Annotated in this window: 21 protein-coding genes; 7 read left to right on the top strand and 14 right to left on the bottom strand. The window is 64.7% G+C overall.

Annotated elements, in window-relative coordinates:
- Window positions 1-11: 11 nt before the first annotated feature.
- Window positions 12-1,367: an FtsX-like permease family protein gene (locus HK401_RS08905; RefSeq protein ID WP_181274282.1), complete on the bottom strand. Its 1,356-nt coding sequence runs from the start codon at window positions 1,365-1,367 to the stop codon at window positions 12-14.
- Complete coding sequence (locus HK401_RS08900; RefSeq protein WP_181274281.1) at window positions 1,367-2,116, bottom strand: ABC transporter ATP-binding protein; 750 nt, start codon at window positions 2,114-2,116, stop codon at window positions 1,367-1,369. Before HK401_RS08900 ends, HK401_RS08905 begins: the two co-directional genes overlap by 1 nt.
- Window positions 2,117-2,224: 108 nt before the next feature.
- Between HK401_RS08900 and HK401_RS08895 the strand changes: the two genes are divergently transcribed.
- A complete protein-coding gene (locus HK401_RS08895; protein ID WP_219921864.1) occupies window positions 2,225-2,407 on the top strand; it encodes a VOC family protein in 183 nt (60 codons plus the stop codon).
- On the opposite strand, the gene HK401_RS08890 is transcribed toward HK401_RS08895, so the two are convergent.
- The 3 genes from HK401_RS08890 to HK401_RS08880 form a co-directional block, all read right to left on the bottom strand.
- A complete protein-coding gene (locus HK401_RS08890) occupies window positions 2,388-3,947 on the bottom strand; it encodes an acyl-CoA synthetase (RefSeq protein ID WP_181274280.1) in 1,560 nt (519 codons plus the stop codon). The genes HK401_RS08895 and HK401_RS08890 overlap by 20 nt on opposite strands.
- Window positions 3,948-4,042: 95 nt before the next feature.
- Window positions 4,043-5,176: a DUF5938 domain-containing protein gene (locus tag HK401_RS08885; RefSeq protein ID WP_181274279.1), complete on the bottom strand. Its 1,134-nt coding sequence runs from the start codon at window positions 5,174-5,176 to the stop codon at window positions 4,043-4,045.
- Between the two features lie 90 nt (window positions 5,177-5,266).
- Entirely contained in the window at window positions 5,267-6,058 is a 792-nt protein-coding gene (locus HK401_RS08880; RefSeq protein WP_181274278.1) for an SDR family NAD(P)-dependent oxidoreductase, read from the bottom strand.
- A 121-nt stretch (window positions 6,059-6,179) separates the two neighbouring features.
- On the opposite strand from HK401_RS08880, the gene HK401_RS08875 reads away from it, so the two are divergent.
- The gene (locus HK401_RS08875) at window positions 6,180-6,833 is read left to right on the top strand and encodes a TetR/AcrR family transcriptional regulator (RefSeq protein WP_181274277.1); all 654 of its coding nucleotides are present in this window, start codon (window positions 6,180-6,182) and stop codon (window positions 6,831-6,833) included.
- 17 nt (window positions 6,834-6,850) lie between these two features.
- Here HK401_RS08875 and HK401_RS08870 read toward each other — a convergent pair whose 3' ends face one another.
- The 3 genes from HK401_RS08870 to HK401_RS08860 all read right to left on the bottom strand — a co-directional run bounded on the left by HK401_RS08870 (window position 6,851) and on the right by HK401_RS08860 (window position 8,888).
- Window positions 6,851-7,222, bottom strand: a complete 372-nt coding sequence (locus HK401_RS08870) for a type II toxin-antitoxin system VapC family toxin (RefSeq protein ID WP_181274276.1) — start codon at window positions 7,220-7,222, stop codon at window positions 6,851-6,853.
- Complete coding sequence (locus HK401_RS08865) at window positions 7,219-7,416, bottom strand: type II toxin-antitoxin system VapB family antitoxin (protein ID WP_181274275.1); 198 nt, start codon at window positions 7,414-7,416, stop codon at window positions 7,219-7,221. The genes HK401_RS08870 and HK401_RS08865 overlap by 4 nt, the downstream gene beginning before the upstream one ends.
- 155 nt (window positions 7,417-7,571) lie before the next feature.
- Window positions 7,572-8,888 (bottom strand): DUF445 domain-containing protein, encoded by a 1,317-nt coding sequence (locus HK401_RS08860; protein WP_181274274.1) that lies wholly within the window; start codon window positions 8,886-8,888, stop codon window positions 7,572-7,574.
- A gap of 336 nt (window positions 8,889-9,224) precedes the next feature.
- On the opposite strand from HK401_RS08860, the gene HK401_RS08855 reads away from it, so the two are divergent.
- Both HK401_RS08855 and argE read left to right on the top strand, forming a co-directional pair.
- Entirely contained in the window at window positions 9,225-10,040 is an 816-nt protein-coding gene (locus HK401_RS08855) for a class I SAM-dependent methyltransferase (protein ID WP_181274273.1), read from the top strand.
- Between the two features lie 339 nt (window positions 10,041-10,379).
- Window positions 10,380-11,555, top strand: a complete 1,176-nt coding sequence (gene argE, locus HK401_RS08850; RefSeq protein WP_309135944.1) for an acetylornithine deacetylase — start codon at window positions 10,380-10,382, stop codon at window positions 11,553-11,555.
- A gap of 15 nt (window positions 11,556-11,570) precedes the next feature.
- Here argE and HK401_RS08845 read toward each other — a convergent pair whose 3' ends face one another.
- Window positions 11,571-12,206 (bottom strand): DUF1345 domain-containing protein, encoded by a 636-nt coding sequence (locus HK401_RS08845; RefSeq protein WP_181274272.1) that lies wholly within the window; start codon window positions 12,204-12,206, stop codon window positions 11,571-11,573.
- A gap of 256 nt (window positions 12,207-12,462) precedes the next feature.
- Between HK401_RS08845 and efeU the strand changes: the two genes are divergently transcribed.
- The 3 genes from efeU to efeB are packed head-to-tail and all read left to right on the top strand — an operon-like array spanning window position 12,463 to window position 16,128.
- Window positions 12,463-13,416: an iron uptake transporter permease EfeU gene (gene efeU / locus HK401_RS08840; protein ID WP_181274271.1), complete on the top strand. Its 954-nt coding sequence runs from the start codon at window positions 12,463-12,465 to the stop codon at window positions 13,414-13,416.
- Between the two features lie 46 nt (window positions 13,417-13,462).
- Window positions 13,463-14,776 (top strand): iron uptake system protein EfeO, encoded by a 1,314-nt coding sequence (gene efeO / locus HK401_RS08835; protein WP_181274270.1) that lies wholly within the window; start codon window positions 13,463-13,465, stop codon window positions 14,774-14,776.
- The gene (gene efeB / locus HK401_RS08830; protein WP_181274416.1) at window positions 14,773-16,128 is read left to right on the top strand and encodes an iron uptake transporter deferrochelatase/peroxidase subunit; all 1,356 of its coding nucleotides are present in this window, start codon (window positions 14,773-14,775) and stop codon (window positions 16,126-16,128) included. The genes efeO and efeB overlap by 4 nt, the downstream gene beginning before the upstream one ends.
- A 205-nt stretch (window positions 16,129-16,333) precedes the next feature.
- Here efeB and rplI read toward each other — a convergent pair whose 3' ends face one another.
- From rplI to HK401_RS08805, 5 genes are all read right to left on the bottom strand, one after another.
- On the bottom strand, window positions 16,334-16,792 hold the full coding sequence (rplI, locus tag HK401_RS08825) for a 50S ribosomal protein L9 (RefSeq protein WP_181274269.1): 459 nt from the start codon (window positions 16,790-16,792) through the stop codon (window positions 16,334-16,336).
- 16 nt (window positions 16,793-16,808) lie between these two features.
- The gene (rpsR, locus tag HK401_RS08820) at window positions 16,809-17,048 is read right to left on the bottom strand and encodes a 30S ribosomal protein S18 (RefSeq protein WP_025779604.1); all 240 of its coding nucleotides are present in this window, start codon (window positions 17,046-17,048) and stop codon (window positions 16,809-16,811) included.
- 35 nt (window positions 17,049-17,083) lie between these two features.
- Window positions 17,084-17,716 (bottom strand): single-stranded DNA-binding protein, encoded by a 633-nt coding sequence (locus tag HK401_RS08815; protein WP_181274268.1) that lies wholly within the window; start codon window positions 17,714-17,716, stop codon window positions 17,084-17,086.
- A gap of 34 nt (window positions 17,717-17,750) precedes the next feature.
- Window positions 17,751-18,041 carry a 30S ribosomal protein S6 gene (gene rpsF / locus HK401_RS08810; protein WP_025779601.1) on the bottom strand — a complete coding sequence of 97 codons (291 nt, stop codon included), beginning with the start codon at window positions 18,039-18,041 and terminating at the stop codon, window positions 17,751-17,753.
- Between the two features lie 146 nt (window positions 18,042-18,187).
- Window positions 18,188-19,588, bottom strand: a complete 1,401-nt coding sequence (locus HK401_RS08805) for a glycosyltransferase family protein (protein WP_181274267.1) — start codon at window positions 19,586-19,588, stop codon at window positions 18,188-18,190.
- Window positions 19,589-19,596: the final 8 nt, after the last annotated feature.

Raw genomic sequence — 19,596 nt, 5'->3', positions numbered from 1 at the left:
GGGTGTTCCTTTCAGGCCGGAACCGCGGTGACGCGGCGGACGAGAGGACGGGTGAACTGCAGGCCGAGCCACACCATCGCCACCCCGGCGACGAGGACGATGGCGACGGTCCCGATGGTGAGCGGATCGCCGAGGTCGCCGACCGAAGCCATGAGACCGGCGAGTCCTCCTCCGAGCAGCAGAGAGACCACGGTGACGAGCAGGATCGGTGACATCACGGCCCGGACGGTGACGCGGTGCATCATCGTCTGCGGCATCCCGGCGGCGTGGAGTTCGCGGTAGGTGTCCGCCCGGTCGAGGATGTCCGCTGCCTGATTGATCGTGGCGGAGACGATGACGAGGATGAAGGCGATGGCCAGAGTGAGGATGAGTCCGGTGAAGATATCGTCGGCGAGGAATTGGTAGGGACCCATGATGGCCCGCTCTTCCGCCGTGAGGTCGCCCTGACTGTTGCGCATCATCGCCGTTCCCGTTCCGACGACGACGGCGATGAAGGTGATCATCGCCAGCCCCGCGACCCTGCGCCAGTACTGCCCGGGAGCATCGGCGACCATTCCGGCGGCGATCACCGAGGCGGGCCCGCGGGCGGTCTTGCCCGCGATTCCGGCGTGGATGCGGATGCACAGAACCCCGAGAACGCTGATGAGCAGGAGAGCGAGGCCGGTCGTGGCGATGCTCGAGACGATGGTGGCCGTGATCGACAGTTCCATCATGGTTGACACGTAGGCGGCGATGGCCACGACGAGGATGAGCAGGATCGCCGTGATCACGCGGATCAGGGGGAACTTCCGCTCCAGCGCACGGGTGCGCACACCCAGCGGAGAGACGGTGATCCTGCGCAGACCCAGCAGTGAGGCGAGCAGGCAGATGAGGGCGAGTCCGGCCACGACGGCTGCGAGCAGCCAGGCCGGCATGAGGAGGGCCGAATATCCCAGCGGCACACCGGTGAAGGTGATGAAGCTGAGCGGCCAGGCGACCAGCAGGTAGCCTCCGATGCCGGCCACGATGCCGATCGCGGCGGGGATGACGGGTTCGGCGACGGCGATGAGGCGGATCGTGCCTCTGCCGGCGCCGAGCAGGGACAGGGTGGAGAGTCGTTCGTCCTGCCGGCGGGCGCTCAGTTTCGCCGAGGCGACTCCGAGGCTGACGGCGGGAACGACGAGGAACACGGTGGCGAAGATCGCGAGCAGTTGGTAGAGGTCGGCGATCTCGGAGTATCCGGCGACTTCAGGACGGTCGGTGAATGCCCAGGCGCCGCCGGCGACGGTGAGGAAGATCGTCGAGCACGCGAAGAACGCGATGCCCACGAGCCTCGCTGTCGTCGAGGTCAAGGTCTGTCGGGAGAGAAGGATGGGTAGGACGTTCATCAGTGCGCAACATCCTGCATCGCGGAGTCGGCGACGATGCGACCGTCGGCGAGCCGGACGACTCGCGAGCAGCGGGCGGCAACGTTCTCATCGTGGGTGACGACGACGAGGGTGGAGCCGCGGCCGGTCGTGGAGCCGAGCAGTTCGGTGAGCACCTCGGTCGACGTCTGGGAATCCAGGGCCCCGGTCGGTTCGTCGGCGAAGGTGACGACGGGCTGGGTGACCTGGGAGCGGGCGATGGCCACTCGCTGGGCCTGGCCGCCGGAGAGCTGGCCGATCCGTTTGTTCAGATGTTCGGCCAGTCCGAGGCGGTCGAGCCAAGCGTGGGCATGTCGGGTGGCATCGGCCCGGTTCATCCCTGCGAGCATGGCGGCGAGCGCGACGTTGTCGACGGCGGTGAGTTCGGGCAGAAGCAGTCCCTGTTGGAAGACGAAGCCGAAGACTTCGCGGCGCAGGGCGGTACGGCCGGATTCTTTGAGTGCGGTGATGTCCGCGGCGGCGCTGCGGTCGGTGGCCGAGAGTGCGATGTGGCCGCCGTCAGGGCGGATGATGCCGGCCAGGCAGTGCAGGAGGGTGGTCTTGCCCGAACCGGAGGGCCCCATGATCGCCAGGGATTCGCCGAGGCCGATCGTGAGGTCGACGCCGGCGAGCGCGTACGTCTGGTTGAAGTGCTTCGTGATGTTCCCGGCGTTGATGATGGCGGGGTTCTGGTGAGCGGTGTGCTGTGCAGCATTCGGTGAAGAAGTCATGTCCCCATGTTTTCTCACCGTGTCTGCGCAGGCCATGAAGTCAGCCCACGAGTAGGGGAAGGAAAACCCAACCTCTGTTGGTGGAAAGCCGATGTCGGGGCTCTGAGCTTGATAGTCTCCAGGCACCACGACATCGACATGGGTGGTCCGCGCTGGCTGACCGTGGTCTCACCCGACGATCCCGCCGGAGTGACGTTCACGCAGGCTCCCACGACGATGGGGCCGATCACCACGGCAGTGCTCGACGACACGGTCGGCAACCTCATTCAGCTCATCCACCGAGACGGGTGACCGACGGATCTGCCTGCAGCAGTTCGTCACGGATATCGACCTTGAGAACCTTCCCGACCTTGGACCGCGGCAGATCCGACCAGGCCTCGATGCGCTTCGGGGCCTTCACACTGCCGATGCGATCCTTGACGTGGGCGCGCAGCTCCTCCATCGTCACCTCACCGCCTCGGCGCAGCTGGACGACGGCGGTGACTTTCTCACCCCAGTGGTCGTCGGGAAGACCGATGACGGCACAATCCTGCACATCCGGGTGCGAGAGCAGCGCTTGCTCAACCTCTGTGGAGTAGACGTTGAACCCTCCGGTGATGATCATGTCTTTGGCACGGTCGACGACGAAGAGGTAGTCATCCTCGTCGAGGTAGCCGATGTCACCGGTGTGGTGCCATCCGAAGCGCGTGGCCTCCTCGGTGGCTTCGGGATTCTTATAGTAGCCGTCCATGACGAGTGAGCCGCGGACGACGATCTCGCCTCGCTCACCGCGGGGCAGGATCGAGCCGTCGGCATCCATAATCGCCACGGTGCACAGTGGCGAGGGCCTTCCTGCGGAACGCAGGCGGTCCGTGGCCACCGACGCGTCGGGGAAGAAGTGGTCCCGCGGCTCCATGGTGGAGACCATCATCGGGGCCTCCGTCTGGCCGAACAGCTGTGCCATGACCGGGCCGATTCGCTCGAGCGCCTCCTCAAGACGCACGGGAGACATCGGAGCGGCTCCGTACCACAGGCATTCCAATGAACTCAGATCGGTCGAATCGAGGCCCGCGTCGGCGAGAACCATGTAGACGATCGTCGGTGGAAGGAACGAATGGGTGACCCTATGTGTCTCCACATTGGATAGGAACTGACCGACGTCCGCGCTGCGCATGATGACGATCTCGCCGCCGAGCGCCAGGATCGGGAAGCACAGCACGCCCGCGGCGTGTGTCAGAGGAGCCATGGCCAGGTACACCGGAGTCCGGGTGAACGGGTAGGACATCAGAGTGATGGCCGTCATGGTCTCGAGGTTGTGATTGGTGAGCATGACGCCCTTGGGCTTGCCGGTCGTGCCTCCGGTTCCGACGACCATCGCGAGGTCATCCACCGGGACCCCGCCGGGATCCCGTCCGTCACCACCGTCGAGGAATTCGTCCCAACCCAGCGCGTCATCGTGTTGCTGGTCGAGACACACCCATGTGTGAACGAGAGGGAGGTCGGCTCTGATCTTCTCGACGAGCTGCACATAAGCACCGGCGAAGAAGACCACCGTACAGTCGGAGAGCTCGAGCAGTTCGCGATTCTCCTCCGCTTCGTTGCGCGGATTGATCGGGCACCAGACCGCCCCGAGGCGGCTTATCCCGAAGACGCAGGTGAAGGCGAAGGGATCATTGCTCGATATGATGGCCACCTTGTCACCGGGGCCGACGCCTCTGGCGGCAAGTCCAGCGGCGATTCGCACCGACAATGTCTGCACCTGCCCGTAGTTCAGCGTCTCACCGTCGGTCGTCAGGCACGCAGCATCGACATCGATGGACGCACCTTTGTCCAAATAGTCGGAGAGCCTCATTTCCCATGTCCTTCCATAGTCTGTGCGGGGCCACGAATGCGCCGCAGATGCCACTGCACGCAGTCCGTGGCCCCGCAGGGGTATTCGGTATCGGATCAGGCCTGAACGGAGAGCACCGGAGGCGCCACCAGCCCGAACTCGCGCAGAACCCCGAGGAGCTCACGATGGCCGAAGGCCTGGCACCCGGAGGCGAAGCCCACCTTGAGAGGTGCTTTCTGAACGAGGTAGTAGGCCGCGAAGGCCTGCAGCAGGCCGGTCTGCTGATAGTTGCTGTTGCCGTGGATCACGCAGTGAGCGCGGCCGAGCGGTCCGCTGGCATGCACGGAATCCAATGACTTGTTGACTCGTGGATTCTCTCGCGGCGGCATCACGCTCATCACTTCTGCGGCACGTTCGGTGAGCACTCGGTCGCGCTCACTCTCGCTCATGTCCTTGGTCTCTTCCAAGGCATTGGCGACGATCACCGGAACTCCGCGCATGAGAGGAGTGTTGAAGACACCGCCTTGGGCCTTCACATTGGCGACCCGAGGGTCGTTCCTGAACCACACCGGGTGGCTGGTTCCACCCCAGGGAAGTGATTGAGCAAGCTCATGCTGCCCGGGGACGACCAAGGGCACGAGACCTTCATTGGGATCGAACTCGGCGTAATTGTTCCGCTCGAGATAGTAGGCTTTCGACGTCGCGGCGTTGACGAGAATCGTCTGCGTCGACGCGATCGTCGGGCTGCCTCCCCAGAAGACGGCAATGTCCAAAGTATCGAGCCCCGGCTGTTCCAGACAGAGATTGGCGGCGACTTCGCCGATCGTATACATCTGCGCAAGTCCTGGTGAGAGCAGAAGGCTCTTCTCGGCATAGGCCTCGCCGAACTGTTCTTCACATGTGATGAGCCAATCCTGTTCCCCGCTGGTATCCAGGTAATGCGCTCCTCCGGCGAGAGCCGCCTCAACGACGGTCGGACCGTACTTGCTGAACGGACCGACCGTATTGAGCACGACCTTCGCCCCGGAGAAAAGCTCGGTGAGGGCCTCAACCGTGGTATCGACGGTGCGGATCTCATAGTCCGCGGTCTCGATGCCGGGCACGTTGCGGTCCATTGACTCGCGGAGCCTCTCCTCGCTCCTGCCGGCGGCGATGAAGGGAACGTCGTACTGTCTCAGATATTCGCAGATGATTCGGCCGGTGTAGCCGCTGGCGCCGTAGACGACGACGGGTTTGTTGGATTCGGGCATCAGTGTCTCCTTTGTCTTCTGTCTTCGTGGTAATGCTGGGTCGCCGACGATGCAGCAATCAGAGGCATTGTCGGAGGTCACCGGTGGGGCTCACATGCCCATGCCGCCGTCGACCTGCAGGGCTGCGCCGTTGACGAACCGTGATTCATCGGAGGCGAGGAACAGCAGTGCGTCGGTGATGTCCTGCTCCTCGGCCAAGCGACCCGACGGAGTCAATTCGACGACGGCCTGGACAGCTGCCTCCGGGCTCTCGAAGAGGCCGAGCTCCGAGACGTCATTGGCCAGACCGGCGCCCATCTCGTTGGGAACGAGACCGGGGAAGAGGCAGTTGACCCGAACCCCGTAGCCGAGCTTCCCGCTCTCCATCGCTGCGACTCGTGTGAGCCGGTCGATCGCCGATTTCGTCGCTGAGTACACGGAGATTCCGGGGAATGCGATCGTGGCTGCCACCGAGGCGACGTTGATGATCGTTCCGCCGCCTTCGGCAGGTCCTCCTGGCCGCATCGCGCGCAATCCGTGCTTGAGGCCGAGGACCGTACCGAGGACATTGACGTCGAGCATCGCCTTCGCCTCGGCCGGGTCGATATCGGCGATCAGGCTGGTGATCTCGACTCCGGCGTTGTTGATGATGATGTCCAACCCGCCCAGTGCGCCGACGGTCGAATCGACCGCTGCCTGCCAGGACGCGTCGTCGGTGACGTCGTGCTTGACGAAGTGATGACCTTCGCCGAGGTCGGCAGCCACCTCGGCGCCGCGTTCTTGCAGGTCAGCGATGGCGACCTTCGCTCCCGAGGCGGACAGTGCACGAGCGTAGGACTCTCCGAGTCCCTGCGCTCCACCTGTCACCAAAGCTCGACGTCCGGTCAGATCATAAGCAGTCATTGCGGCTCCTTCGCCGTTGTTTCCGAGTTGGGTGTTCAGCGTCACATTCATTCTTGACGACTGTCAAGACCATCTGTCCAAAACAATTGCCCAGACCAGCCGAAGAAGCTAACATCGAGATGTGGCCACTACCGAATCTCAGCAGAAGCCCGCCCGCAGCAGACGGGGCACGGGCAGCTATGACGAGCGCCGGATCAGGCTCGCGGAATCCGCGCTGCAGACGCTCGGTGAGCTCGGCTATGCCCGAACGAGCCTGCGCGAGATCGCTGCCAATTCGGAGTTCAGCCACGGAGTCATCCACTACTACTTCCGCGACAAGACCGAACTCATCGTCTTCTGCGTCAAGCACTACAAAACCCAGTGCATGCACCGCTACGACTCGGTCGTCGAGGAAGCGAGGAGCGCCGACGGCCTCCTCACGGGCTTCGCCGACAAGCTCGTGCAGACGCTGACGGAAGAGTCGTCGATGCATCGCCTCTGGTACGACTTGCGGTCGCAGAGCATGTTCCAGGAGGAGCTGCGCGAGGACGTCTACGACATCGACCGTGGCCTCGAGGACATGATCTGGCGCGTGGTGAGCCGATTCTCCGACCTCGCGGGGAATCAGCCGCTGGTCGGATCGCGTGCGGCCTACACGATGTTCGACGGCATCTTCGAAAGCGCGCTGCGCGATCACATCGCCGGTCGCGCGGGAGCAGTGGAATGGATCAGCGACCAGATCGCCACTCTCATCCCGGCACTGTGCTCACAGAGCGCGGAGACCGAATCCGCCTGATCTCGCAGTCTCGACTCTCACTCGTCGTCAACGAAAGCGCAGCCGACCTCTTCGGCAGCGCGCAGCAGTCTCTTATCACGTGTCCACAGACGGGCACCGTCGATCACCAACACGGAACCGAGAAGGTGGACGTCGGCCGCGCTCAGCCCTCGACCCCATAGCGACCGCATCGCGATGAAGCTCATGAGCTCATCGTGAGCCAGAACGGGAAACCGGAACAGCGATTCGAGGTCGTTGAGAAAGTCGTTGCGAGACTTCAGCGTACCGAGACCCAATTCTTCGACGACCGCGGAGTGGCATCCGACCTCATCGACCTCCAGCAGACGCTGGAGCAGAGGATCGGGTCGATGAAGATGGTTGATCCACACCGAGGTGTCGACAAGGATCATGCGACTTCGTTACGCCGTCGGGGTGCCGCGGAACTCTCCGGATCAGTTCCGCCAAGAGCCGCAAGGCGTCGCGCACTCTCCACCCTGACAAGTGTCTTGAGAGCCTCGCGGATCAGGGCCGAGCGCTCAGTGATTCCGCTGACCTCCGCGGCTTTGTCCATGAGCTCATCATCGATGGTGACTGTGGTTCGCATCGCGCCCCCTCCTACAGTGCCATCAGCAACCCGAATGGCATCTGACCGTGAGCATCAATTCTAGCATCAGCAGATGATGATTGCGATGTTCGATTGATGAACCGAGGGCTCCCGTCGAGGAACTGATCTGGCTGCATGGCCCCCGCGGTCTGGCGTCACCCCGGCAGGAGCACGATGACGGTGTGGAGGAGGAGGCCCACGAAAGCGCCGATGACGGTGCCGTTGATACGGATGTATTGGAGGTCGCGGCCGACGTAGAGTTCGATGCGCTCGGCGGCTTCCTTCGCGTCCCAGCGTTCGATGGTGTCGGAGATGACGCTGGCGATCTCGGGACCGAAGCTCTCGGCGAGGTCGCCGGCCGTCGTCGCGATCCGATCGTCGATGCGACGGGAGAAGTCCGAATCGGACTGCAGGCGGTCGGCGAATTCGCCGATGAGCTGCCAGATCCGGGCACGGACCTCACCGCCTTCGTCGATGATGGCCTCGCGCAGCAGCTGTTTCAGCGAGGTCCAGATCTCGAGCACCGAGTCGACGACGCCGTCCTGGCTGAGCAGGTCGTTGATGATCGTCTCGGCCCGTTCCGACAGCGATGAGTCCGCCTCGAGGTCGTCGGAGAGATCGACGAGCCAGGCGTCGAGGGCCTGCCGGGCCTTGTGGTATTCGTTGTCGCGGACGTCGGCGACCCAGCCGAGCACTTCGCGCTGCAGACGGTTGGCCAGCTGTTCGTTGACGAAGTCCGGCACCCAGGACGGTGCCCGATTATGCACGATCTCGTCGATGACCTGCGGATTATCCTGCAGCCACGCGTATGCCTCGGTGACGATGAGATCGACGAGCTTGTGATGGGCGCCGTCGAGGACGATCTGACGCAGCAGCTGCGCCAACACCGGGGTCTTCCGAGTCGCGACGAGCCGCGGTATGATGACGTTCCTGGTCAGAGCTTTGATGGAGTCATCGTCGATGCGGGCGAGCACATACTCGAGTCCTCCTGCGGCACGGTCGACGACGATGTCCCGGTTGCCGGGTTTGGCCAGCCACCGGCCGGCACGGTGGGACACCTCGGCGGAGCGGATCTTCGTCGACACCGCCTCGGCGTGGAGGAAGTTCGCCGCAACGAACGCCGACAGGCTCGCCCCGAGGGTGTCCTTCTTGCGGGGAATGATCGCAGTGTGCGGGATCGGCAGCCCGAGCGGGTGGCGGAAGAGCGCGGTGACGGCGAACCAGTCGGCGATCGCACCGATCATCGCCGCCTCCGAGGCCCGGGAGACGAAGCCCCAGACGCCGGAGTTGTCGGTGAAGAGATGGGTGGAAAGGAAGATGAGTGTGGCGAGGACGAGCAGCGACAGCGCGAGAGTGCGCATCTTCTTCAGCCCGCGGGCGCGCTGCTGGTCCTCCGGCGTCAGCTCGGCCGGTCCGCCGGCGCCGCTTCCGGCGCCGAAGCGCGGCACAGTCGGTGTATTCTCGATCGACATCGTTCCCCCTTGTCACTTGTCATCGACTTTAGCGAAACCACGCCGCTCGGCCCGCATCCGCCGACGCATTCTCAGCTGGGAATTCGGCGTGCCGTCCGGGCGGCGTGCCGTCTGGGCGCGAGATCAGCGTCACCGCAATCAGGCATCTGACACCGTTGCCGTCACTCCCACCGACCGCCCAACCGCACTCATCGACCACAATTGCCGTCACTCCCACCCGCACGCGGCATAAACCACCGTTCGCGGCACAACACCCCGGTGCACCGGTTGGTTATGCCGCTGCATGTAGGAGATGACCGCTCTCGCGAATCCGGCGACCGGCGATAGGCTCGGTGAATGGAGTACTTTGAGAATCGTGAGCGAGCGGAATCCTTCGGCGAGGTGGCCACGGACTACGACACCTACCGACCGATTTATCCTGCCGCGCTCGTCTCGACCATGATCAACGCCGCCGAGGCGGGACCCGGTTCACGTGTTCCGCGCGTCCTCGATGTCGGTTCGGGCACGGGCATCCTCGCCGTTCAACTCAGAGATACCGGCGCCGAGGTCCTGGCGGTCGAACCCGACGAGGAGATGGCCGCCATCGCCCGTTCCAAAGGTCTCGACGTCGAAATCTCTGGGTTCGAAGACTGGAATGCATGCGGCCGCACGTTCGACCTCGTGAGCTTCGGCCAGTCGTTCCACTGGGTCGACCCGCTGGTCGCTCTGCCGAAGATCAGGGGACTGCTCGAACCGGGCGGGAGTCTGGCCCTGGCCTGGAACGATATCGAACCGTGCGGAGAGTTGCGGGAGCGACTCGACGCCATCAGCTCGCGCTTCCATGGTGGAGGAGCCTCCGCGAGTCTCGGAACTGCGGCGAACCAAGAAACTGCGACGAATTCGGCAGCGACAACGCCAGACAATTTCGAACCCGTCGAGCACCCGGCCCTCGCCCAGCTGCGCGCCATGAACTTCACCCCACGGGAGTCCACTTTCACCGAAGACCTGCACTATTCGCGGCACGGCTGGCTGTCGATGGTGTTCACTCATTCGGCTCAGCTGACGATGGACCCGGTCAAGCGAGCAGTCATGCGCGAAGAGATGAACGCCGAAATCCCAGCCGAGGGGCTCGCGGCTCGCAACGAGGCCCTGCTCATCCTCGCACACACGTGAGCATCCCTCACCGTTACCGACGTTTCGCTCCGCCAGCGCGACAAGGTACCGGTGCAACGGTAGGAGATCCGGCTGCCGCGAGGCCGTCCGCCTAACGGGAGGGCGTGGCGCCAAAGGTGCGGGATACTCAGGCCCCACTGACGGGGCCGGTGAGCCCACGCAGCAACGCGCCCCGTAGAGTGAGAGGAGTCTGGTCATCGCTGTCCTGCACACGGGACCACGGACCGCTCCTACCTGGGAGACGCGGCCCCGCCGAGTCCCGGGACCACCCGGACCCTCACTTGCCCGCAGCGCACCGACCGGATCGACGCCATCAGCATCCGAGAGTCAGGAGCAGTCGTGCCAGCACAGCCGGCCGAAGCCACCATCGCCGAGATCACCGATCTCATCACCTTCGACACGACGAGCCGGGACACGAACCTGCCGCTCATCGAACACGTCGAAGCGCGCCTCGCAGCCGCCGGCATCAGCTTCCAGCGGATCCCGAACCCAGAGGGCACGAAGGCGAACCTGCTCGCCACCATCCCCGCCGCCGACGGCACCACCACCGGCGGCATCGTCCTGTCCGGACACACCGACGTCGTCCCCGTCGACGGCCAGGACTGGTCGAGTGACCCGTTCACGCCGGAGATCCGCGACGGCAAGTACTACGCCCGCGGCAGCGCGGACATGAAGTCCTTCGTCGGCGTCATCCTCTCCCGCCTCGAAACGCTCACCTCCGCGAAGCTGCGCGAACCCATCCACCTCGCGTTCTCCTATGACGAGGAGATCGGATGCGTCGGCGCCATCGACCTCGTCAAGGCCATCACCGCCGCCGAACTCGCACCTCGCGGCTGTGTCGTCGGCGAACCCTCGAGCATGCGTGTCATCCGCGGACACAAGTCGATGAACGTCTTCCGCGTCGACTTCCACGGCGTCGCCGCCCACTCCTCGCTCACCCCCGAAGGGGTCAACGCCATCGCCTACGCCTCCGAATTCGTCGCCTTCGTCCACGCGGTCGCCGCCGAATTCCGCACCGAAGGACCCTTCGACGAGGCCTATGTCGTGCCGTTCACCTCGGTCACGGCGAACACGTTCCATGGCGGAATCGCTGTGAATACGATCCCCGCCGAGGCGACCGTGCAGTTCGAATTCCGCTCGCTGGGTCCCGTCGACCGCGAAGCCCTCATCGCCCGTTTCCGCGATGAGGCCGAGCGTCTGGGCCGTGCCATGGCCGCCGAGAACGAATCCGCCGGTGTCGACTTCTCCATCGAAGCCGCCGCCCCCGGATGCGAGACTCCCGCCGATGCCGAGATCGTCTCCCTCGCCGCAGGCTGGGGCGGCATCACCACGGATGACAAGGTCACCTACGGCACCGAGGCGGGTCTGTTCTCCGAGGCCGGCATCCCGACCGTCGTGTGCGGTCCCGGGGACATCGCCCAGGCCCACGCGCCCGACGAATTCATCGAACTCGAGCAGATCGCCGCCTGCGAGTCCTTCATCGACGCCCTCATCAGCGACCTCGGCGCCGAGTAGGGTTCCCGTCCCGGCTCAGCCCGCGAACACACCGACGACGAGGTTGATCGCCGTGGCGAGGATGACGGCGTTGAACAGGTAGGACAGAATGCTGTGGCGCAGCACGACTGCGCGGATCCGCGTCGTGGACACGCTCGTGTCGGTGACGCCGAAGGTCATCCCCACCGCAAACCCGAAGTACAGGAAGTCCTGGTAGTTCGGTGCCGCCTCAGAGTTGAAATCGATGCCACCGGGCCGCTCGCGGTCGAAATACATGAACGCGTATCTCACCGAGTAGAGCAGCTGGAGTCCCGCCCAGGACATGAACACGCCGAGGAGGGCGATCGCGGCTGGCCACGGTCCGGCCGCTGAGCCGCCCATGACGAGCAGAGCGACGATGCCGCCGATGCCCAGAAGCTGGGCGATGGTGACGATGACCTCGTCGACGAACGGGCGGAAGTCCTCGCGGTTCGCGTTCGCACGGGTCGCCTCGGCGTCCATCGGCCACAGCACGACCGTCCCCAACACCACGAAGACACTGGTCACCACGGTGATGCCGATGAGTGCACCGAGCGCCGGCTGGCCGAGGAGCCCGACTCCCACCCCGACGACTATGCCGGCGACGATCGAGGTGATCAGCCGCCTCGTCGCGCTGATGAACAGACCGCCCATGGGCCTTCCTCCGTTCACTCCAGGGTGTCGCGGACGGTCCTCATCCTACTGCCGCCGACCCCGGATCCCGCGGGCCTTCCCGGACGCGGGCCCCTCCAGTCCGAGGGCGAGCCGCTCTGTCCGAACGCGAACCCCGCAGTCGCCGAAAGTGGATGTACACTGAAGTTCGGCCACGCCCTTAGGTTAGGCTAAATTCGTTCATCCACCCTCGAGACGGCACCATCCCCGCCTCGACGAACTGACGAGAGCAGGTCAGATGTTCGTCGCGAATCTCCTCATCGCCCTGCGCGAAGGCCTCGAGGCCACCCTGGTCATCGGCATCCTCGTGGGATACCTGGTCAAGACCGACCGACGCGATGTGCTGCCGAAGCTCTGGCTCGGTGTGGGCGTGGCAGCGCTCATCCCGCTCTCGATCGGCGCGGCGCTCACGTGGGGCCCGAAGACGCTGACATTCCAGGCGCAGGAGATCATCGGCGGCTCCCTGTCGATCGTCACCGTCGCGCTCGTCACCGGGATGATCTTCTGGATGGGCAAGCACTCCCGCCAACTCAAGGGCGAACTCGAATCGTCGATGGCCGCCTCGTTGACCAAACGCTCCTCCGGGTGGGGCATCGTCGGCCTGGCCGTCCTGGCCGTCGGCCGCGAAGGGGCCGAGACGGCGCTGTTCATCTGGGCGACGGTGCGCTCATCGGTCGAGAACAGCGTGCTCGCCACGACCGCGGGAGTCATCACCGGCCTCGTCCTCGCGGTCGTCCTCGGCTGGATCATCTACCGCGGATCCAGGCGCATCAATATGAAGCTCTTCTTCTCCGTCACCGGCTACTTCCTCATCCTCGTCGCCGCCGGCATCTTCGCCTACGGCATCGGCGACCTCCAGGAAGCCGGCGTCCTGCCGGGGATCATGAACCATACCTGGGACTTCAGCTCATCCCTGCCCGACCCGGGTTCGCCCATCTACTGGCTCTACGTCCTCGGCCAGGCGATCTTCCAGATCAACGTCCAGCCCACGGTGCTGCAGACGATCGGCTGGATCGTCTACGCCGTGCCCGTCATCATCCTCTTCGCCCGCCAGGTGCACGGCCGCACGCGCACGACGTCGACCCGGACACCCGTGACTCCCTCCGCCCCGAACACCGGATCCCGCGCCGAGGCGGCCCCCACCTCGGCGACGGCCCGACCCGATACCCCGGCCCCCACGGTCGATCCCTGATCCACCCCGTCCCGTCCCTCCATCCCTTCTCACCACAAGGACACCCATGAAACGACACAGCGCTCTCATCGCCCTGCCGACCGCCACGCTGCTGGCACTGTCGCTGGCGGCGTGCACCGACAACCCGCAGAACAAGAAGTCCGACGATGCCGACGGCAACGGCGACATCACAGTGACGATCTCCGATGACTCCTGTGAGGTCTCACCGGCCGAGTTCCCCTCGGGCAAGGTCACCTTCACCGTGACGAACAACGGCACCAAGCCGAACGAATTCGAGATCCTCGCCGAGAACAAGCTCCAGATCGAATCCGAACGCGAGAACATCGGCCCCGGCACGACCGCCACCCTGACCACGGCACTCGACGAGGGCACGTACTACACCGCCTGCAAGCCGAACATGGTCGGCGACTTCGTCGGACTCGCCGAACTCGCGGTGACGAAGGGCGAGAAGGTCGAGGTCTCGAAGGACGTGCAGGCCGAAGAGGACAAGGCCATCACGAACTACACCGGCTACGTCAAGGACCAGGTCGGCCAGCTCGTCGACGCCACGCAGGAGTTCACCGACGCCTACACCTCCGGCGACACCGAGAAGGCCAAGGCCCTGTTCCCGCTGGCCCGCCAGCACTACGAACGCATCGAACCGACCGCGGAATCCTTCGGCATCAAGGAGGCCGGCGACCTCGACGGGGCACTCGACGCCCGCGTCCAGGACCTCTCGGCCGATGCGGACAAGAAGCCCAATGATCCGGACGTGCTCGCCGACTGGACCGGCTGGCACCGCATCGAGGCCGACCTGTTCGCAAAGAAGTCCGAGGGCTTCGCCTTCGACTCCGACGCCGACCGGAAGAAGGTCGCCGACCAGCTCAACAAGGACACGAAGAAGCTCTACGACCTCGTCTACGGCAAGGTCGACGGAGCGAACGGAAAGTTCGAGCTCAAACTCTCCGACGTCGCCACCGGCGCCTCCGACCTCATGGAGGAGGTCGCCCTGTCGAAGATCGGCGGTGAGGAGGAGACCTTCTCCCACACCGACCTCTACGACTTCAAAGCCAATGTCGAAGGCGCCGAGGTGGCCTACGGCAACGTCGAGAAGCTCGTCGAGGACCAGGACCCCGACCTGGCGAAGCGCATCACGCACAACTTCGACAAGGTCAACACGCTGCTGAAGAAGCAGCAGGACGGCAAGGACGACGACGGCAACGCCCTCTACCAGGACTATGCGAAGGTCGCGACCGTGCAGAAGGACGCCGGTGAGGCTCCGAAGGACACGGACTACACGAAGACCCAGCAGGAGTTCTCCGATGCTGTGAACGCACTGAGCGAGCCCCTGTCCAAGGTCGCCGGGACGGTGCTGCACTGACCCCGCAGAACGACGCCAAGGAACCGGCCGGCAGGGACGATGAGTCCTCCGGCCGGTTCCGCGGCATCGACCGCAGACGCCTCTTCGCCCTCGGCGGGGCAGCAGGGGCACTGGGCATCGCCGGCATCGGCGGAGGTGCCGTCGGCTACGGGATCCGCGGGGCGAAGGCGGACAAACGGTCGGCGACCGAACTGCGCTACCCGTTTCGGGGCGAGGTCCAGCAGGGAATCCTCACCCCGGCACAGGACAATATGTACACGGCGGCGTTCGACGTCACCGACGAGGATCTCGACTCGCTGAGGTTCCTCCTCGAGGACTGGACGGTTGCGGCCGAGCAGATGACCGCGGGCGAACTCGTCGGGGGTGCCCCGAGCGCCAACCGCGAGTTCCCACCCGCAGACTCCGGTGAGGCATGGGGCTATCCGGCCAGCGGACTGACCATCACCTTCGGCTTCGGCCGTTCCCTCTTCGTCGACGACAAGGGCCGAGACCGGTTCGGACTGGCCGAGAAGATGCCGGCAGTACTCCGCGACGGAGTGCCGAAGTTCGCCAATGAGGCACTGCGCAAGGATGCATCGGACGGTGACCTCCTCGTCCAGGCCTGCGCGAACGATCCGCAGGTCGCCGTCCATGCCATCCGCAATCTCACCCGCATCGCCTTCGGCACCGCGAAACTCCGGTGGGGGCAGATCGGCTACGGGCGCACCTCGTCGACGTCGACTGCGCAGGAGACGCCGCGCAACCTCTTCGGGTTCAAAGACGGAACCAACAACATCAAGTCCGAGGACGGGGACAAGGAGCTGGAAGAGCACCTGTGGGTCCAGTCCGGCGACGATGACGCCTCGGATGCGTGGATGACCGGCGGAACCTACTTCATGGCTCGGAAGATCCACATGTACTTAGAGATCTGGGACCGTGTCTCCCTGGCCGAGCAGGAAGACATCATCGGTCGCGACAAACGCTACGGAGCCCCACAGTCCGTGGCCTCACCGGATGCGGACGCAGAGTTCACCCCGCTGGACTTCGCAGCGAAGAACGGACAGGGTGATCGTGCCATCGACGCTCGTGCACACGTTGCGATCGTCGCTCCCGAGCACAATCACGGCGCGATGATGCTGCGCCGCGGATACAACTACACCGACGGCAATGATTCGCTCGGCCGTCTCGACGCCGGTCTGTTCTTCATCGCCTATGTCCGCGACCCGCGCACCCAGTTCTACCCGATACTCAAGACCATGGCGCACAAGGATCTGCTCACCGAGTACCTCCAGCACCAGGCCTCGGCGCTGTTCGCGATTCCACCGGGGCTCGGTGAGTCCGACACGATGATCGGCCAGAAGCTCTTCTCCTGAGGCGCATCGGGCGCAGACAGCCACCCACACTCGTCCACACTCGCCCGCATCGATGCACAATCGCCACATTCTGCGCTGAGAAGCCCAATTCCGGAACTGGGCTATCCAGCGGAAAACGTGCCGAACCGAGACTCACGCCCCCACAATAGACACCGAGGCGGCACCTGAACTCAGGTGCCGCCTCGGCGGTGGTGCAGTGTTCGGATCAGGCCTTGCCGATGACCTCGAACTTGATCTTCGCGGTGATCTCGTCGCTGACGCGCACAACAGCGTTGTAGCTGCCGGGGCTCTTGACGTGACCGGTCAGAGCGACCTGGCGGCGATCGAAATCGCGACCGGTGGCCGTGTGCAGGGCCTCTGCCACGAGGGCGGGGGTGACGGCGCCGAAGAGGCGACCGTTCTTGCCGGCCTTCATCTCGATGCGAGACGTGGTCGACTCGAGTTCGCCCTTGACCTTCACTGCTTCGTCGTGGTCGGCGATCTGCTTGGCCTGGCGGGCCTTGCGGAGAGCCTCGATGTGCTTCTCCGCGCCTGCGGACCATGCGGATGCCCAGCCACGGGGCAGCAGCAGGTTGCGTGCGTATCCGGCACGAACCTCGACGACATCGCCGGCGGCACCGAGGCCGTCGACTTCCTGGTTGAGAATCACTTTGCGGTTAGGCATTATTCTTTCCCTCCGATCAGCGAGCTGAGCTCGAGTAGGGCAGAAGTGCCATCTCGCGGGCGTTCTTGACAGCCTTTGCGATGACGCGCTGTTCCTGCACGGTCACACCGGTGACTCGACGTGCACGGATCTTGCCGCGGTCGGAAATGAACTTACGGAGCGTAGCGGTGTCCTTGTAGTGGATGTTCGCCGCTTCGCCCTTCTTGAGCGGATTAGCCTTCTTCTTGATCGGCTTCCGGATCTCTGGCTTGGCCATGAGTATCTCCTGTTAACGAAATGTCTGAACGTGGATCAGAACGGGGGTTCATCGGCGCCGGGATTGCCCCAGCCGCCGTTGCCGCTCTGTGGATTCGATGATGCCCACGGGTCATCGGCGGGACCGTTGTTGCTGCCCTGGCTGTAGCCGCCCTGGCGCTGACCGCCCTGCGGGTTGCCCTGCTGGCCGCCCTGCGGGTTGTTGCCCCATCCGGAGGACTGCTGGTTGCCGAAGCCGCCCTGCTGGCCGCCTCCGCCCTGGCCTCCGCCGAAGTTGCCGCCGCCGAAGTTTCCTCCGCCGCCGGGGTTGTTCTTCGTCACCTGGGCGGTGGCGCGTCGCAGGCTGGGGCCGACTTCGTCGACGTCCAGTTCCATGACGGTGCGCTTCTCGCCTTCCTTGGTTTCGAAGGACCGGGACTTCAGTCGGCCCTGAACGATGACCCGGCTACCGCGCGTGAGCGATTCGGCAACGTTCTCTCCCATTTCACGCCATACCGAGCAGCGGAGGAACAGGGTCTCCCCGTCCTTGAACTCGTTGGCCTGACGGTCGAAGATGCGCGGCGTCGAGGCCACGGTGAAGTTTGCGACTGCAGCACCGTTGGGTGTGAAGCGCAGTTCGGGATCGCTGGTGAGGTTCCCGACGACCGTGATGACTGTTTCGCCTGCCATTGAATGCTCCTTGAAGCGAGGTAGCTGAGATGCCTTACTTGGCGTCCGGGCGGAGGATCTTCGTGCGCAGAACGGACTCGTTGAGTCCGAGCTGACGATCGAGTTCCTTGGTCGTTGCAGGCTCGGCGTGGAAATCAACCACGACGTAGTAGCCTTCGGACTTCTTCTGGATCTCGTACGCGAAGCGACGACGTCCCCAGATATCCACGTTGTCGACAGTGCCGTTCTCAGCCGGGACAACCTTGATCAGGTTGTTCACGGTGTCAGCCAGCGTCCGCTCTTCGAGGTCGTTGTCAAGAATGAGCATGAGCTCGTACTTACGCATATGTCACCCACCTCCTCTGGTCTCTGCGGCCATGGTCGGTCCATGGCAGGAGGGTATATGCCTGTCCGTTCCGCTTCCGTATCGGTCACGAAATGGGAACAGACCTCACTATTCTAGTCGAATGGCCCGCGCGCTGTCATGTCCGTTCACGTGGCTTTCCTTACCACCAGCGGCGGGTTGTCCTCGTGCGGAGAATCGTCGTTCCCCTGATGAACGTCATCCCCGCTCTCCCGCCGAGGCTGGTCTTCCGATCCGTCGGGACCATCGTCCGCATCCGGTCGCCGAAGTGGTGCCGCCGGAGCCGGCACACCGCGGATCCGGCGCCGGTAGAGGTTCTCGCCGACCATGATGATGAGGAGGACGAGGGCGAGCAGGCGCAGCAGGGCGAAGAGAGCGACGAAGCCGGGGTCGAGTCCCTTGTCGGCTTCGTAGCCGGAGACGTCGCCGAGCTGGATGCCGACGGCGAAGACCGCCTCGGCGACGGTCCAGACGATGAGCACCCACCAGCGTCGGACGGCCAGCGCGGCGAAGGGCAGCAGCCACAGGCTGTCCCACGGCATGAGTCCCGGTGCGAGAAGCAGGCAGCCGCCGATGAGCAGGCAGGCGGACACGGCCGGGTCCAACCCGGTGCGCCTGACCATGTACAGGCTGACGGTCACGGCGAGGACCACGCCGGCGCTGGCGGTGATCCACAGCGGAGCCCACAGCGCACTGTCGCCGAGTTGGGCCATGAGCAGGATCGAGGCGAACGATCCGCCATCGACGGCATCGGAGTACCAGTGGATCAGCCGGTCGATCGTCGTCATATTGATGACGAGGAGGATCGCCGAGGTGATTGTGGCCGAAGCGACCATCATCCGCGGATCTCGCCGCTTCAGTCCGCGGGCCGGACGCGGTCCGGACAGGGTGAGGGCGAGGAGGACGAGGAGCGCAAGCGGGTTGATGAACGTCGCGATGCCGAGCAGGACTCCGGCCGGCCATCCGCGCGGACGCAGCGGCGGTGCGCCGAAGAAGAGGACCATCGCCCACACCGCGAGTGCCAGCGCCAGCGGATCGAGCGTCGAGCCCAGGGTGAAGAGAATGAGCGGTGAGGCGAAGACCGCGATCAGCCAGGCGCGTTCACGGGCGAGGACGAGGAGTCCCGCGCCGAGGGCCGCGACCCCGGCCGTGTTGAGCAGGAGGACCACGACCATGAAGAGTGAGACGTCGTTCGTGAACAGGTGGAGGAGGTCGACGAGGCGGGCCTCGAGCGGGGCCAGACCCGCCGCTCCGCCGTGGGCACGACCGAGCTCCTCGGGGTTGACGTCACCGGCGAACGCCGTGGACAGGGGGCCTGCGCACATCCTCGCCGAGGCGGATGGCTGTGCATAGCCGGAGTTCAGACACGGTCCCTGCAGAGCCAGACCGAGGAACGTGGTCAGCCCGAGGAGCGCAGCGAGGACGTAGGCCTGCGAACTGCGGAACCGACGTCCGGCGACACCGAGGTGAATGCCGACCGGACCGCCGAGCAGGGGCTCGGCGATCCGGGTGCTGGGCTTCGAAGGCATGACTCGAG

Origin of the sequence: Brevibacterium oceani (assembly GCF_013623835.1) — a bacterium.
Lineage (GTDB): Bacteria > Actinomycetota > Actinomycetes > Actinomycetales > Brevibacteriaceae > Brevibacterium > Brevibacterium oceani.
Note: the sequence above shows the minus strand (reverse complement) of the source record. Positions and strands in the feature narration are given on the sequence as shown.